We start from the raw sequence: 15,363 nt of genomic DNA, 5'->3' as shown, positions 1-15,363 counted from the left end.
TAGGCAAAGGAAAAGCAGGGGATTCGCCCTCCTTTTCCCTTGATGGCGTTGCGGTAATTGAACCGATAATGCCACATGCCCAGTCCGTATTGCGCCTAGCCAGGCTGCAGGACTTCACCGGAGTTGATTGATGTCGGAAGACAGCGACGCAGAAAAGACCGAAGCCGCGTCACCGAAGCGCCTCGAGCAGGCGCGTGAGGAAGGCGACGTTCCGCGATCGCGTGAAGTGGCAACGTTCACTGTGTTGATGGCGTCCGGCTGCTGCCTGTGGTTTGCCGGCGACGCCATCGTGCGGCGGTTGACGGCCGTCATGGTGTCCGGGCTGACCCTGGACCGGGAACAGATACTCAATCCCGACGCGATGATGTTGCGCATCGGCTACGACGTGGGCTCGGTCCTGCTGACGTGCCTGCCGTACGCGCTGGCCATCATGCTCGTCGCCCTGGCTTCGCCCGTGCTGGTGGGCGGCTGGCTGTTCAGTTCCAAGGCGTTTACACCCAATTTTGGCAAGCTCAACCCGATTCGCGGCCTGGGCAACATGTTTTCGAAGAATGCGCTGGTGGAATTGCTCAAGGCCATCGCCAAGACCCTCGTCGTGGGCGTCGTCGCCTGGATGGTGATGCAGCATCAAAAAGATGCCGTGCTGGGCTTGTCGGTGGAATCCCTGCGTGCCGGTTCGGCCCATCTGATCAGCCTCTTGATCACGGCTTTCCTGTTGATCGTCGGCGCGCTGGGCTTGATCGCCGCCATCGACGGTCCCTACCAGATGTGGCATTACGCCAACAAGATGAAAATGTCCTTGCAGGAAGTCAAGCAAGAGTCGAAGGAATCGGACGGCAATCCGCAGATCAAGGCGAAGATCCGCCAGATGCAGCATGAAATGTCGCGCCGCCGCATGATGGCCGACGTGCCGACGGCCGACGTGGTGGTGACCAACCCTACCCACTACGCGGTGGCCTTGAAGTATGGCGAGAATTCGCGCGGCGCGCCGCAGGTGGTGGCCAAGGGCGTCGACGAGGTGGCGGCGAAGATCCGCGAACTGGCCGGCGAACACAAGGTCGCCATCCTGGAAGCGCCGGCCCTGGCGCGCGCGCTGTACAAGCACACGGACATCGGCGACGAGATTCCCGAGGCGCTGTACGGCGCCGTGGCCGAAGTGCTGGCCTACGTGTTCCAGCTGCGCAGCTATGGCAAGGGCCAGGGCGAGCGTCCCGACAAGCCGAAGAAACTCGACGTGCCGCCCGAGCTCGACCCGCAGAATCCCGCCTCACAGACACCGCCCGCAGCCGGCGCAGAAGACAAGAATAAAGGAAGTACACCATGAACGGCCTGAGAATGCCAGCCTGGCTCAGTGGAATGGGTGGCAACGCCAGCAAGGGCATCGCCGCGCCTGTCATCATCATCATGCTGCTGGCGATGATGGTGCTGCCGCTGCCGGCCTTCATCCTCGACATCTTCTTCAGTTTTAATATCGCGCTGTCCATCATCGTGCTGCTGACGGCGCTGTACACGGTCAAGCCGCTCGACTTCATGGCGTTCCCGACCATCCTGCTCGTGTCGACCATGCTGCGCCTGTCGCTGAACGTGGCGTCCACGCGCGTGGTGTTGACGGAAGGCCATACGGGCGCCGACGCGGCCGGTAAAGTGATCGAAGCGTTCGGTCACTTCTTGATCGGCGGCAATTACACGGTCGGTATCGTCGTGTTTATCATTTTGACGATCATCAACTTTACCGTGGTGACCAAGGGTGCGGGCCGTATCGCCGAGGTGGGCGCCCGTTTCGCGCTGGACGCCATGCCCGGTAAACAGATGGCCATCGATGCCGACCTGAACGCGGGCCTGATCGGCGAAGATGAAGCGCGCCGCCGCCGCACGGAAGTGGCGCAGGAAGCGGAATTCTACGGCGCCATGGACGGCGCCAGTAAATATGTGCGCGGCGACGCCATCGCCGGCATCATGGTCACCGTCATCAATATCGTCGGCGGCTTGCTGGTGGGCTTGCTGCAGCACGACATGGGCTTTGCCGATGCGCTCAAGAACTACACCTTGCTGGCCATCGGTGACGGCCTGGTGGCGCAGATTCCTTCGCTGATCATTTCCACGGCGGCCGGTATCGTCGTCTCGCGCGTGGCCAGCGAACAGGACATCGGCACCCAGCTGGTGGGGCAATTGTTTGCGAAACCGCAAGTGTTATATATCACCGCCGGCATCATCGGCGGCATGGGCTTGATTCCCGGCATGCCGAACATGGTCTTCATCCTGCTGGCCTCGTTGCTGGCCGGTTCCGCCTATCTGATCAGCAAGAAGCGCACGCAGGAAAAGGCGGCGGCCGAAAAGCCGGCCGAAGTGCCGCAAGCGACCGTGGCGCCCGAGCAGGAAGAAGCCAGTTGGCAAGACATCATGCCCGTCGATACCCTGGGCCTGGAAGTGGGCTACCGTTTGATCCCCCTGGTCGACAAGACGCAGGGCGGGGAATTGCTCAAGCGCATCAAGGGCATCCGCAAGAAATTTGCCCAGGAAGTGGGTTTCCTGGCGCCGCCCGTGCATATCCGCGACAACCTGGAATTGAAGCCGTCCGCCTACCGCATCACCCTGAAGGGCGTGGAAGTGGGCGTGGGCGAAGCGTTCAACGGCCAGTTCCTGGCGATTAATCCCGGCATGGCCAGCGGCACCTTGCCCGGCCTGGCCACGAACGACCCCGCCTTCGGCCTGCCCGCCACCTGGATCGACGCCAGCCTGCGCGACCAGGCCCAATCGATGGGCTATACGGTGGTCGACGCGGGGACGGTGGTGGCCACGCACCTGAATCACCTGATCACCTCGCACGCTTCCGAGCTGCTGGGCCGCGCGGAAGTGCAATCGCTGCTCGACCACCTGGGCAAGGAGTCGCCGCGCCTGGTGGAAGACCTGGTGCCGAAGATGCTGTCCCTGTCGACCTTGCAAAAGGTGCTGCAGAACCTGCTGGCCGAGGGCGTGCACATCCGCGACATGCGCACCATCATCGAAACCCTGGCCGAGCATACGGTCAGCACGCAAGACCCGAACGACCTGACGGCGCTGGTGCGCGTGGCCCTGGGCCGCGCCATCGTGCAGCAACTGTTCCCCGGCTCGGCCGAACTGTCCGTGATGACCCTGGACAGCCGCCTGGAGCGGCTGCTGATGCAGGCGATGGGCAATGGCGGCGACGGCGCCGGCATCGAGCCGGGCCTGGCCGACACCATCGCGCACCAGGCGGGCCTGGCTGCCCAGCAACAGGAAGCGCTGGGCCTGACGCCCGTGCTGCTGGTGCCGGCGCCGCTGCGCGCCTTGCTGTCGCGTTTCCTGCGCCGCGCCTTGCCGCAGCTCAAAGTGCTGTCGCATGCGGAAGTGCCGGAAACCAAGACCATCCGCGTCACGGCGCTGGTGGGCGCGCAGTAGTTGTGATGAGCGGCATCGGGGTCGGTTCCTGCGGGACGGACGCCCGGTGCTTGCTTTTGGTCAAATAAACATCAATTTCCTCTCGGCAAACTGAATAACGGGTACTTTCCCGTCCTGTTCCTTCGATCATTTCCTGTAAGCATCGCTAATAATGGAAACTGTCCGGGTGATCTGTGTCCATGTGGAAGACAGCACTCAAGCAACAGGAGTCGACGATGGTCACACAGTTCAGCCAATATTGCGCCACCCCCGCCCTGGGAGGCCGGTCATGAATGTGAAGAAATTTACGGGCGCCTCGTCGCGCGATGCGCTGCGCAAGGTGCGCGAAGCGCTGGGCCCCGACGCCGTGATCCTGTCGAACCGCCAGGCCGATGGCGTGGTGGAAATCCTCGCGCTGGCCAATGACGACGCCGCTTCGCTGGCGTCGCCGCCGGCCGCCTCCGAAATGGCCCAGCCCCGTCCCCAGTTGCAGACCCAGTTCGCCACGCCGCAGCGTCCGGCCGCCCCGGCCCAGCGCCCGGCCGCGCCACGTCCTGCCGCGCCGCGCCAGGCTGCCTCCGAGCCAGTGGACATGGCCCGCATGCAGCAGATGATGGCCAGCGCACTGGCGCACGTCAAGGAAAACGCCGCCGCCGAGATGAGCGGCATGATGAATGAAATCCGCGCCATGCGCGGCATGATGGAAACCCAGCTGGCGGAAATCTCGTGGGGTTCGACGCAGCAGCGCGAGCCGCAAAAAGCCGTCGTGCTGCGCGAAATGCTGGCGGCCGGCTTCTCGGCCAGCCTGGCGCGCTACCTGATCGACAAGCTGCCGGCCGGCCTCGATGGCGCGCAAAGCATGCGCTGGATCAAGACGGTCCTCAGCCGTAACCTGAATACTGTGGCCAATGAAGACGCCATGCTGGAGCAGGGCGGCGTGTTTGCCCTGGTGGGCCCGACCGGCGTCGGCAAGACCACCAGCACGGCCAAGCTGGCGGCCCGCTGCGTGATGCGCCACGGCCCGGAAAAGCTGGCCCTGATCACCACGGATGCCTACCGTATCGGCGCGCATGAACAGCTGCGCATCTACGGCAAGATCCTCGGCGTGATGGTGCATTCCGTGAAGGACGAGGCGGACTTGCGCATCGCCCTGAAAGAATTGAAGAACAAGCACACGGTGCTGATCGATACGGTGGGCGTGAGCCAGCGCGACCAGATGGTGACGGAACAGGTGGCCATGCTGTCGGGCGCCGGCGCCGACGTGAAGCGCCTGCTGTGCCTGAACTCCACGGCCACGCAGGAAACGTTGAATGAAGTGGTGCGCGCGTATCAGGGCAGCGGCCTGGCCGGCTGCATCATGACCAAGCTCGATGAAGCGGCCTCGATCGGCAATGTGCTCGACGTGGTGATCCGCCAGAAACTGAACCTGTTTTATGTGTCGAACGGCCAGCGCGTGCCGGAAGACCTGTACCTGGCCGACCGCGGCTACCTGATCGACCGTGCCTTCAAGCTCAAGCGCGATGCGGCGGCGACGCAGTTTTCCGACGCCGAACTGCCGCTCCTGATGGCGCAGGCGGCCGCCCGCAACAATGAAGCGCGCGGGGTGCACCTTGGCTAATTTCGATTTCGACCAGGCCGAAGGCTTGCGCCGCATGCTGGCCGGCCCGCAGCCGCGCGTCATGACGTTCCTCTCGGCCACGCCGCAGGACGACAAGGGCGCCATGCTGGTCAACCTGGGCGCGTCGCTCGTCTACGGCGGCAATGACGTGCTGCTGCTCGACGCCAGCGGCGGCAGCGATGGCGTGGCATCGCGCCTGGGACTGGCGCACGGCGCCAGCCTGCGCGACGTGGCGCGCCAGCAATGCGGCTTGAACCAGGTCATCCACCAGGTGCCGCAAGGTTTCGGCGTGGCCAGCCTCGGCGTGCGCAACCATTTGATGGACAGCATGGATTATGCGGGCGAGGATGAACTGCGCCGCCTGGGCAAGACGTTCGAGGTGCTGGCGCGCCAGAGCGGCATCGTGCTGGTCGACGGCGTTGTGGCCGACGAGGGCGCGTGCTTCCCCGTGCCGCTGATGGCGTCGTCGGATATCGTCGTGCAAGTCTCGACCAGCGCCACCTCGATCAAGGCGGCGTACTGCCTGATCAAGCGCCTGAGCCAGGAACTGGGACGCCGTCCGTTCGGCATTCTCGTCACCGGCGCTTCCGAATCCGAAGCAAAAGTGGTATACGATAATATGGCGCAGGCGGCGAGCCGCTACCTGGCCGTGAAGCTGACTTCGATGGGTTCCGTGCCTGCCGACGAGTATCTGCACCGCGCGGCGCGGCTGGGCCGCAGCGTGGTCGACGCGTTTCCGCTGGCGGGAGCGTCGGTGGCGTTTCGCGGACTGGCCGAGCGGCTGGCCCGTTCGGCGGCGCCGGTGCTTGGCGGCACCTTGTACCAGACGGGGAGCCCGCACCAGTTCAGCGCCTGAATCGAACCGCAGCACCAGATAAGATGAGAAAACAATAAGCAGCCTATGTACACGGTCAAAGGGAAATCGAACAAGGACTATTTGCTGACGGAGCACATTCCGCTGGTGAAGCGTCTGGCGCACCATATGAAGGCGAAATTGCCGCCTTCGGTCGAGGTCGATGACCTGATCCAGGCCGGCATGATCGGCCTGCTCGATGCCATTACGCGCTATGAAGAGACGCATGGCGCGCAGTTCGAGACGTATGCCGTGCTGCGCATCCGCGGCGCCATGCTCGACGAATTGCGCACCAGCGACTGGCTGCCGCGCAGCATGCGCCAGAACATGCGCAAGATCGAAGAGGCGATGAGCACCCTGCAGCAGCGCCTCGGCCATCCGCCGACGGAGTCGGAAGTGGCGAAGCTGCTGAAAATGTCGCTGGCCGACTACCAGGAAATGCTGGGCGACGGCGGCGGCCACCAGCTCGTGTACTACGAAGACTTTCATGACCCGGACGGCAATGACAGCTTCCTCGACCGCCACTGCGTGGACGAGGACAGCGACCCCTTGCGTTCCCTGCTCGATACCGATTTCCGGCAATCCGTGATCGATGCCATCGACGCGCTGCCGCCACGCGAGAAAATACTCATGGGCCTGTATTACGAAGAAGAGCTGAACCTGAAGGAGATCGGCGCGGTGATGGGCGTATCCGAATCGCGCGTCTCGCAGCTGCATACCCAGGCCGTCGCGCGCCTGCGCGCAACCTTGAGGGAGCTGGCGTGGACTGGTCCAGCGTAATCGGGCTGGCGCTGGCGCTGGCCGGCCTGCTGGTCGGCCAGGCACTGGAAGGCGGCAAGATGGCCTCCCTGCTGCAGCCGGCCGCCTTTGCCATCGTCATCGTTGGCACCTTCGGCGCCGTGCTGCTGCAGACGCGGCTGCGCACTTTTGTCCGCGGCCTGGAAATGCTGCGCTGGGTGTTCCTGCCGCCGTCCGACACGCGCGCCGCGCTGGCGCGCGACATCGGGCAATGGAGCCTGACGGCGCGCCGCGACGGCCCGCTGGCGCTCGAACGCCTGATGGAAAACACGGCCGACCGCTTCAACGCCAAGGGTTTGCGCATGATCGTCGACGGCATCGCGCCCGACAAGCTGCGCCAGCTGCTCGACGTGGAAATCTCCGCCTACGAAATGGCCGAGCGCCAGGCCGTCAAGGTGTGGGAATCGGCGGCCGGCTATTCGCCCACCATCGGCATCCTGGGCGCCGTGCTGGGCCTGATCCACGTGATGGAAAACCTCACCGACCCCAGCAAGCTGGGCGGCGGCATCGCCGTGGCCTTCGTCTCGACCATCTATGGCGTGGGCCTGGCCAATCTGCTGTTCCTGCCGGTGGCCAATAAACTCAAGGCCATCGTTTCGCGCCGCGTGGTGCAATATGAAATCACGGCCGCCGTGCTGTACGACATCGCCACGGGCGACCACACGCGCATCATCGAAGAGCGCGTGTCCAGCCTCTTGCACGAGCATTGACCATGATGCGGCGCGCGCGCAGGAAGTATGACGAGGAACCGGACAACCAGGACCGCTGGCTGATCTCGTACGCCGACTTCATTACCCTGCTGTTCGCCTTCTTCGTCGTCATGTATGCGATTTCGCAAGTCAACGAAGGCAAATACCGCGTCTTCCAGAATGCCATCGGCCAGGCCTTCAGCCTGGAAAAGGGCGCGCCGCCCATCATCATGGAAGCGCCGCAGGCGATTCCACTGCCGAACCCCGCCCTGAAACGCCGCACGGAAGCCATCCGCCGCGAGCGCGAACACATGACGCGCCTGGCGCAGGACCTGACGTCGACCCTGGCGCCGCTGGTCAAGGAAGGCAAGGTGCGGGTCACGCAGACGAGCCGCGGCGTGAGCGTGGAAATCAATGCCAGCGTGCTGTTCGATCCGGGCGCGGCGGGCTTGACGGCCGAATCGGACCAGGCCTTGCGCGCCGTGGCCGTGCTGCTCAAGGACGACACGCACGATGTGCAGGTGGAAGGGCATACGGATGTGCAGCCGATCAGCAATTCGACCTTTGCCTCGAACTGGGAATTGTCGGCCGCGCGCGCCAGCGCCGTGGTGCGCCTGTTCATCGCCAGCGGCGTCAAGGCGTCGCGCCTGACGGCCGTGGGCCACGCGGACAATATCCCCGTGGCGCCGAACGCCACGCCGGAAGGGCGCGCGCGCAACCGCCGGGTCGCCGTGACGATTTTGTCGGGCATCCCCGAAACGGTGACGGAAGTGCCGACGGCGCCCGTGGCGCCTGCGCCGGCCAATTGACGCTCGTCAACTGCGGGCCGCCGCTTGGTACAATCGCGCTTTTTTCCTCTTTTATCGTTTCCTCATGAAAAGCAGCTCCCTGGGCGGTCTCGTCTATTCCACTGAAACGGGCCGCATGTGTCCCGCCTGCCGCCAGCCGCTGGCGCAGTGCGCATGCAAGGCGCAAGCGAAGGCTGCGCCTGCGGGCGATGGCGTGGTGCGCGTCTCGCGCCAGACCAAGGGCCGAGGCGGCAAGAGCGTCACCGTGGTCAAGGGCTTGCCGCTGGACGCCATCGCGCTGGCCCTGCTGGGCAAGCAGTTGCGCACGCAGTGCGGCTCGGGCGGCACCGTCAAGGATGGCGTGATCGAAGTGCAGGGCGACCATGTCGACGCCATCCTGGCTGCGCTGGTCAAGCTGGGCCACCAGCCGAAAAAGGCCGGCGGCTGAGCGTGCGGAGGCGTGCGGCCCGCCGCCGCGCGCCTGTGGTAACGTGCGTTTCCCACCCACGCGCTTCCTCACCATGAACGTCAAATTCACCGGCATGGCCATCGCCGCCGCCATCGCGGCAGCGCTGGCGCTCGCGTACTGGCCCGCTCCCGACGGCGGCGCGCCGGACGCTGTCGCCTCCGCCCCTGGCGCGCCGGCGGGACGCAGCCTGGAATCGTATCTGAATATCGATGCCAGCCCGGTCGCCGATGCCGCGCCGATGCCCGTCACCCTGGCGCAGCAGCTCGCGCGCCTGGCGGCCAGCGGCAAGCCGGAAGACGCGTATGCGGCGTATAACCTGCTCGACGATTGCATCGTCTTCCAGCAGGAAGGGCGCCTGCCGGGGCTGGAATTCGAGCTGGGGCGCGAGATGACGGCAGAGGAAAAAGCCGCGCAGCAGCAGCTGTGCGCGGGCCTGACGCAGCGGCAGCGCGAGGACCGCCTCGGCTACCTGGCGACTGCCGCCAGGGCGGGCGTGCCCGGCGCGGCGACCATCTTCCTGTCGGAAGGGCCGTTCGGCGACCGCAGCGCGCTGCGCAATCGTCCCGACGATCCGCTGGTGCAGGCGTGGAAGCGGCAAGCCATCGCCCAGCTGACGGCGCAGGCGGACGAGGCGGAATTGACCAGCGTGGCTACCCTGATGATGGCCTACCTGCGCGATGGCGATGTGGTGCGCAAGGATGCGCCGCAAGCGTATGGCTACCTGCTGGCGCTGCGCCAGGTCTACGACGATATCCTCGCGCCCGGCGTCACCAACCCATACCAGGACGAATACTGGCACTGGCTGCAGGCGGAACTGACGCCGGAGCAGCAGGCGGCCGCTAGCGCCAGGGCGCAAGCCATCGTGGCGAAATACCGCCAGCATGCGGGGCGTCCCGCGCACGGCTGAAGGGCAAGGCGGCTGCGCCTTGCCGGGGAATTGCTGTTAACTAGGGGGGATCAGCCGATGACGACCCGCCGGCTGGCCGTGTTCGTCGTCGGTTGGCCGCTGGGGCCGTAGAAATTGCCGCTCTGGGCCGGGGGGCGCATGGCGTTCAGGGCGCCTTGCGTGTGCAGCATGTGCTTGTTGACGAGCAGGCTGTTCAGGCGGTTTTGCTCCTTGGCTTCGCGCGTCGTCTCGAGCAGGGCTTTCCACAGGGGCGCCGCGTCGGCTTCATTGGCGCCGACCAGCCAGTCTTCCATGCCCGCTTCGGCCGCCGTGAAACCGGCTGCCGCCAGCGCCTGGTGGCGTTGCGCCGCCAGCTGGCTCAATTGTCCTACCAGTGCCGTCTTGCGCGCCGTGAGCTCCGTGATTGCATCGATGTCAGCCGCAACCAGATGCCGCTGTTCTTCTTTCATCAATGCCAGCAATGTGGTCATGAGCTGTTGCTCGTCGCGCAGGCTGGAAAACGGAGTCACTGATTGCATGAGGGAACCTATCTATTTCGTGAGTGCAGCAAGTCCTTGACCGTGTCGAGGAGACCGTCCGCCACTTTTTCTGAGTTGACCTGGAACTGGCCGTCGGCGATCGCGAGCTTGATGCGTTCGACTTTCTTCGTGTCGAACACGGCGCCGCTGCCGGCAGTTGCACTGGCCGCTAATGCCTGTCCTTGCGGCGACAGGCGTACATTGTCCGACGTTGTCGGTGTTGCCTGGGCTTTCTCGGCATTCCGGGCGCCGGAAGTACTCGCGGGCGCCACCGGCAGGCCGGGATTGCTTTTAATGGTGTTGTCGGTAATTTTCACAGCGTGATCCTCGTCTGGTCGAAGTCAAAAAACTCCGGGATATGTGTCATTATCGGCACCTTTTGCCGAAACTTTAGTGCGCCAGACCACAATATCGCTGTCCATCCGTGTTTAAAACGCCACCTCCACCAGGCCGCCAGCCCGCGCCACGCCGCTGATCTGCTGGCCGCTCTGCGTGCGCACCTGCACCGTCTGGCCATCGCCGGCGCTGCCGATGGCGCGTCCTTCTGATGCCACCTGGAAACCGTTGCCACTCGAAACGACGCGCACCAGCTGGCCTTGCATGACCACCGGCTTGCGGCGCAGGGTGTCGAGGCGCATCGGCGTGCCTGGCGGTACGGAAATATTCGTGCTGGCGCCCACGACCTGGGCCATGTCGGTGGCGATGCCTGCCGGCAATGCGGCCAGGTCGCCCTGCATCGTCACCAGCTGGCTGGCGTCGATGGCTTGCCCTTGCGCCAGCGGCACGGCGCTGGCCACGTAGTCGCCGACGACGGCCACGTTCGCTTGTAAATAAATAGTCCAGCTGGAGGGCGCCGTGCAGCGCACGCCGACGGTGGTCTTGCCCCAGGCGCGCGCCCCCGGCGCCATGAACGCCTGCGGCGCGGGGCAGGCAGCCAGGTTCAGGCGCGGATCGACGGCGCCGACGGTGACCGTCACCTTGCCGGGCAAGCCGTTGCTTTGCACTTGCAGGAATTGTTCCACGCTGTTGCGCAGCGCTTCCGGCGTTTGCCGGCCGGCGTTTTGCGCCTGCGCCAGCAGTGGCAGGGCGGCAAAAGCAAAGAAGAAAGCGAGCGGTGTTTTCATGGTGATAGGCCTCTGGAATAGTGCCATGATAGTGCGCGCGGCCCCGATCGAAGCGCCGATTAAGGGGTAAAAGTACGGTCTGATCCGGCGATGGTCTTGCTGGCGGGCACCTTACTATGTTTCCTGTCATCACTAATCCGCCATCCTTCCGCCATCTCGGGCGCCAGTGGCAGATCTTTCCGGAGCCTGACATGATAGGGAAACTCGACGATTACATGCGCTTCAACGAGACGGCGCTGAGCCTGCGCTCGACGCGCCAGGAATTGCTCGCCTCGAATATCGCCAATGCCGACACGCCCAACTACAAGGCGCGCGACGTCGATTTCGCCGCCGCCCTGAAGGGGGCGATGGCGCGCAAGGATGGCGTGCCGCCGGCCCTGAAGGGCACGGCGCCGCAGCATATGCCGGGCAAGGGCGTGGCCGCAGCTGCGGGCGCACCCGGTGGCGGCAAGGTCGAGACCCTGGCCGACGGCACGCCGCTGCTGTACCGCGCGCCGGCCCAGGGCGCCGTCGACGGCAATACGGTGGACATGGATCTCGAACGCAACGCGTTTGCCGACAATGCCATCCGCTACGAGGCGGCCGTGACGTTCCTCAATTCGCAGATCAAGGGCATGCTGACGGCCATCCAGGGAGGACAATAATCATGTCGCTATTTAATATCTTCAATGTTTCCGGTTCGGCCATGAGCGCCCAGGCGCAGCGCCTGAACACGGTGGCCAGCAACCTGGCCAATGCCGACAGCGCCACCAGCGCCACAGGCGAAGCCTACCGCGCCAAGCAGGTGGTGTTCGAAGCCGTGCCCATGGCCAACGGCGCCACGGCCGTCAAGGTACAGAAGGTGATCGAAGACCCGTCGCCGATGAAGCTGGTCTACGACCCGAAGAACCCGCTGGCCGACGAGAAGGGCTACGTCACCATGCCCAACGTGAATACGGTCGACGAAATGGTCAACATGCTGTCGGCCTCGCGCTCGTACCAGACCAACGTGGAAACCATGAACGCGGCCAAGTCGCTGCTCCTGAAAACCCTCACCCTCGGCCAGTAAGGCTGACTGATCATTATGGCAATCATCGATACGAACACCTCCAAAGTCACCGACCTGATGGCGACGATGAATCCGAAGAAGACGACGGCCGAGGCAGGCAGTGTCGAAGCGGAAACGAACAAATTCCTCACCCTGCTGGTTACCCAGCTGAAAAACCAGGACCCGATGAATCCGCTGGACAATGCACAGCTGACCAGCCAGCTGGCCCAGCTGTCGACGGTGACGGGCGTCAACAAGCTCAATACCACCGTGGAAAGTTTGAAAGCCAGCTACCAGCAAGCCGAATCGATGCAGGCGGCCAACATCATCGGCCATGGCGTCTTGACGGCGGGCAAGGACATCAACCTGAGCAAGAGCGCCGCGCTGCTGGGCGTGGACCTGGCCACGGCCGCCGACAAGGTCAAGGTCGTCATCTACAAGGATGGCAAGGAAGTCCATTCCATCGACCTGGGCGCCCAGCCGGCGGGCACCTTGCCGCTGGGCTGGAACGGTTCCACCGCCGACCTCGACAAGGATGGCAAGCCGGTCGTGCTGGCCGACGGCGCCTACACCTTCGCCGTGGAAGCGACGCGCGGCGGCACCAAGCTCAAGGATGCAACGGCGCTGATGTTCGGTTCGGTCGCCAGCGTGTCGACGGGCGCCAATGGCGTGAAATTGAATGTGCCGGGCGTGGGCAGCATCACCATGGCCGACGTGAAACAGATTTTGTAAGCCGCTTCCCCTTAGCGTGACCCTCTACCCCTAATTTCTACCAGGAGAACACAATGTCTTTCCAACAAGGCCTGAGCGGCTTGAATGGCGCCGCCAAATCGCTGGACGTCATCGGCAACAACATCGCCAACTCGTCGACCGTGGGTTTCAAGCAGTCGCAGGCCCAGTTCGCCGACATTTATGCCAACTCGCTGTATGGCGTGGGCGGCAACCAGGCGGGGATCGGCGTGTCGGTCTCGCAAATCGCCCAGCAATTTAACCAGGGTAACCTGGAAACGTCGCAAAATCCCCTCGACATCGCCATCAATGGCGGCGGTTTCTTCCGTACCAGCGTGAATGGCGCCATCCAGTATTCGCGCAATGGCCAGTTCCAGGTCGACAAGAGCGGTTTCATCGTCAACGCCCAGCTGGCGCAGCTGACCGGCTATCCGGCCGACGTCAACGGCAAGATCGTCGCCGGCGCCGTCGTGCCCCTGCAGATCGACCAGTCGGACATGAAGCCCCAGGCAACGACCAAGGTCGACACGCAAGTCAACCTCAATTCGAACACGGCCATGCCGACCACGGTGCCGTTCAAGTCGACGGACGACACCTCCTACCACAAGCAGTTCCCCGTCGAAGTCTTCGATTCGCTGGGCAATTCCCACAACATGGCCAATTTCTATGTCAAGACGGGCACCAACACCTGGGATGTCTACTCGGCCATTGACGGCACGGAAGTGACCAGCATGAAAGTCGCGGCCGCCCTGCAGACGGACCCAGCCTCGCTGGCCGCGCGCGCCGCCTACCAGGCCGCCGCCACGGCCGTGCCGCTGGTGCCGGCCAACGTGACGGCCGCCGCCGTCGCCTATGGCAATGCGGTCGGTGCCGCCGTCTCGGCCGCCGCCGCCGCTGCGGGCGCCACGCCGGCGCAACTGGCCGCCATCGCCGCCACCTACGGCAGCGCAGTGCCGAACGGCGTCAACTCGAGCCGCACGCCCGACCAGATCGACGAGGCCATCCGCAACGTGACCGTGGTGCCGGCTGTCAAGACCGGTTCCCTGGTCTTCAACACTGTCGGCAGCCTGGACCGGGCCGCCATGCTGGCCCTGACGCCGCCGCAAACCTTGCCCGTCACCGTCAACTTGCCGATCTTCCCGGCCACGGGCGCGAATGCGACCCTGTCGGTCCAGGTCGACTTCACCAGGTCGACCCAGCTGGGCACCACCACGGCGGAAAAGAAAACGGAAGCGGACGGCTACAAGGCGGGCCAGCTGAGCCAATTCATCGTCGGTGACGACGGCGTCATCCAGGGCCAGTACAACAATGGCAAGACGCGCGCCCTGGGCCAAGTGGTGTTGAGCAACTTTACCAACCCGAACGGCCTGGAACCGCTGGGCAACAACGCCTGGGTGGAAAGCTCGGCCTCGGGCAAGCCCATCACGGGCGAACCGAAGACTGGCACCCTGGGCAACTTGCGCGCCTCGGCCGTGGAAGTGTCGAACGTCGACCTGACGGCGGAGCTGGTCAACATGATCACGGCCCAGCGCGCCTACCAGGCGAATGCGCAGACCATCAAGACGCAGGATTCCGTCTTGCAGACCCTCGTCAACCTGCGTTAAGAGTAAGGGGAGCGGTTCTTTCGGACTGCTCCCGGCTTTCGTTTTGCACGGAGAAAACACATGGACCGTCTCATCTACACCGCCGGCTCGGGCGCCAAGCACATCCTCGACAAGCAGGCGACCACGGCGAACAACCTGGCGAACGCCACCAGCACGGGTTTCCGTGCCCAGCTCGACTCGTTCCGCGCCGTGCCCGTTGTGGCCGACGGCATGATGCCGACGCGCGCCTTCGTCGTCGATTCGACGGTCGGTTCCGATTTCACGCAAGGACCCATGCAGCACACGGGCCGCGCGCTCGACGTGGCCGTGGAAAACGGCGGCTGGATCGCGGTGCAGTCGGCCGACGGTTCCGAAGCCTACACGCGCAACGGCGCCCTGAAACTCAATGAAAACGGCATGCTGCAAACGCAGGGCGGGCTGATGGTGCAGGGCGACACGGGCCCCATGGCGATTCCGCCCGGCGTGACGGTGGCCATCGCCAGCGACGGCACGGTGGGCACGATTTCCACGGACGTGCCGCCAGGCCCCTCGACGGTGCTGGGGCGCATCAAGCTGGTCAACCCGCCCGAGCAGCAACTGGTGCGCGGCGACGACGGCCTGTTCCGCCTGAAGGATGGCACGGTGGCGCAGGCCGACCAGGCCGTCAAGCTGACCACCGGTGCGCTGGAAGGCAGCAATGTCAGTCCCGTCGACTCGATGGTCAGCATGATCGCCCTGGCGCGCCAGTTCGAAACGCAAATGAGCTTGTTGAAGAATGCCGAGAATAACGCGGCGAAAGCCACCCAGATCCTCGCTTTGAATTGATGGGGGCCACCGCATAATGGTCGCATAGAAATAGTCTAC

The 15,363-nt window shown here is 64.4% G+C and carries 17 protein-coding genes; 14 read left to right on the top strand and 3 right to left on the bottom strand.

Features of this window, described 5'->3' with window-relative positions; all coding sequences use genetic code 11:
• Nucleotides 1-130: 130 nt before the first annotated feature.
• From flhB to O0881_RS10480, 9 genes are all read left to right on the top strand, one after another.
• A complete protein-coding gene (flhB, locus tag O0881_RS10520; RefSeq protein WP_092608479.1) occupies nt 131-1,324 on the top strand; it encodes a flagellar biosynthesis protein FlhB in 1,194 nt (397 codons plus the stop codon).
• Nucleotides 1,321-3,417 (top strand): flagellar biosynthesis protein FlhA, encoded by a 2,097-nt coding sequence (gene flhA / locus O0881_RS10515; RefSeq protein WP_077407865.1) that lies wholly within the window; start codon nt 1,321-1,323, stop codon nt 3,415-3,417. Before flhB ends, flhA begins: the two co-directional genes overlap by 4 nt.
• 268 nt (nt 3,418-3,685) lie before the next feature.
• Nucleotides 3,686-5,014: a flagellar biosynthesis protein FlhF gene (flhF, locus tag O0881_RS10510; protein ID WP_034785293.1), complete on the top strand. Its 1,329-nt coding sequence runs from the start codon at nt 3,686-3,688 to the stop codon at nt 5,012-5,014.
• Entirely contained in the window at nt 5,007-5,870 is an 864-nt protein-coding gene (locus tag O0881_RS10505) for an antiactivator of flagellar biosynthesis FleN protein (protein ID WP_289911200.1), read from the top strand. Before flhF ends, O0881_RS10505 begins: the two co-directional genes overlap by 8 nt.
• 45 nt (nt 5,871-5,915) lie before the next feature.
• Nucleotides 5,916-6,647, top strand: coding sequence for an RNA polymerase sigma factor FliA (locus O0881_RS10500; protein WP_077407859.1), 732 nt, complete (start codon nt 5,916-5,918; stop codon nt 6,645-6,647).
• The gene (locus tag O0881_RS10495) at nt 6,629-7,375 is read left to right on the top strand and encodes a flagellar motor protein (RefSeq protein ID WP_099666849.1); all 747 of its coding nucleotides are present in this window, start codon (nt 6,629-6,631) and stop codon (nt 7,373-7,375) included. Before O0881_RS10500 ends, O0881_RS10495 begins: the two co-directional genes overlap by 19 nt.
• A gap of 5 nt (nt 7,376-7,380) precedes the next feature.
• Nucleotides 7,381-8,163, top strand: a complete 783-nt coding sequence (motD, locus tag O0881_RS10490; RefSeq protein WP_077409251.1) for a flagellar motor protein MotD — start codon at nt 7,381-7,383, stop codon at nt 8,161-8,163.
• A 64-nt stretch (nt 8,164-8,227) separates the two neighbouring features.
• Nucleotides 8,228-8,590, top strand: coding sequence for a translation initiation factor Sui1 (locus tag O0881_RS10485; RefSeq protein ID WP_289911199.1), 363 nt, complete (start codon nt 8,228-8,230; stop codon nt 8,588-8,590).
• Between the two features lie 43 nt (nt 8,591-8,633).
• Nucleotides 8,634-9,518, top strand: coding sequence for a hypothetical protein (locus O0881_RS10480; RefSeq protein ID WP_289911198.1), 885 nt, complete (start codon nt 8,634-8,636; stop codon nt 9,516-9,518).
• 50 nt (nt 9,519-9,568) lie between these two features.
• On the opposite strand, the gene O0881_RS10475 is transcribed toward O0881_RS10480, so the two are convergent.
• The 3 genes from O0881_RS10475 to flgA form a co-directional block, all read right to left on the bottom strand.
• Nucleotides 9,569-10,036 carry a flagellar protein FlgN gene (locus tag O0881_RS10475; RefSeq protein ID WP_099666853.1) on the bottom strand — a complete coding sequence of 156 codons (468 nt, stop codon included), beginning with the start codon at nt 10,034-10,036 and terminating at the stop codon, nt 9,569-9,571.
• Between the two features lie 8 nt (nt 10,037-10,044).
• Nucleotides 10,045-10,353, bottom strand: coding sequence for a flagellar biosynthesis anti-sigma factor FlgM (gene flgM / locus O0881_RS10470; RefSeq protein WP_034787161.1), 309 nt, complete (start codon nt 10,351-10,353; stop codon nt 10,045-10,047).
• 111 nt (nt 10,354-10,464) lie between these two features.
• The gene (gene flgA / locus O0881_RS10465; RefSeq protein WP_289911197.1) at nt 10,465-11,160 is read right to left on the bottom strand and encodes a flagellar basal body P-ring formation chaperone FlgA; all 696 of its coding nucleotides are present in this window, start codon (nt 11,158-11,160) and stop codon (nt 10,465-10,467) included.
• Between the two features lie 191 nt (nt 11,161-11,351).
• On the opposite strand from flgA, the gene flgB reads away from it, so the two are divergent.
• From flgB to O0881_RS10440, 5 genes are read left to right on the top strand one after another with little or no spacing between them, the layout of a single operon-like run.
• Entirely contained in the window at nt 11,352-11,804 is a 453-nt protein-coding gene (flgB, locus tag O0881_RS10460) for a flagellar basal body rod protein FlgB (protein ID WP_099666855.1), read from the top strand.
• 2 nt (nt 11,805-11,806) lie between these two features.
• Nucleotides 11,807-12,208 carry a flagellar basal body rod protein FlgC gene (flgC, locus tag O0881_RS10455; RefSeq protein ID WP_071075845.1) on the top strand — a complete coding sequence of 134 codons (402 nt, stop codon included), beginning with the start codon at nt 11,807-11,809 and terminating at the stop codon, nt 12,206-12,208.
• Between the two features lie 15 nt (nt 12,209-12,223).
• A complete protein-coding gene (locus tag O0881_RS10450) occupies nt 12,224-12,919 on the top strand; it encodes a flagellar hook assembly protein FlgD (RefSeq protein ID WP_099666856.1) in 696 nt (231 codons plus the stop codon).
• Nucleotides 12,920-12,972: 53 nt separating this feature from the next.
• A complete protein-coding gene (locus tag O0881_RS10445) occupies nt 12,973-14,520 on the top strand; it encodes a flagellar hook protein FlgE (protein WP_099666857.1) in 1,548 nt (515 codons plus the stop codon).
• Nucleotides 14,521-14,580: 60 nt separating this feature from the next.
• Nucleotides 14,581-15,324, top strand: a complete 744-nt coding sequence (locus O0881_RS10440) for a flagellar basal body rod protein FlgF (RefSeq protein WP_070253727.1) — start codon at nt 14,581-14,583, stop codon at nt 15,322-15,324.
• The last annotated feature ends 39 nt before the right edge of the window (nt 15,325-15,363 follow it).

Source organism: Janthinobacterium sp. SUN100 (assembly GCF_030397705.1).
Classification (GTDB): Bacteria; Pseudomonadota; Gammaproteobacteria; order Burkholderiales; family Burkholderiaceae_D; genus Janthinobacterium; species Janthinobacterium kumbetense.
The sequence above is the reverse complement of the archived record's forward strand: the minus strand, read 5'-3'. Positions and strand labels throughout refer to the sequence as shown.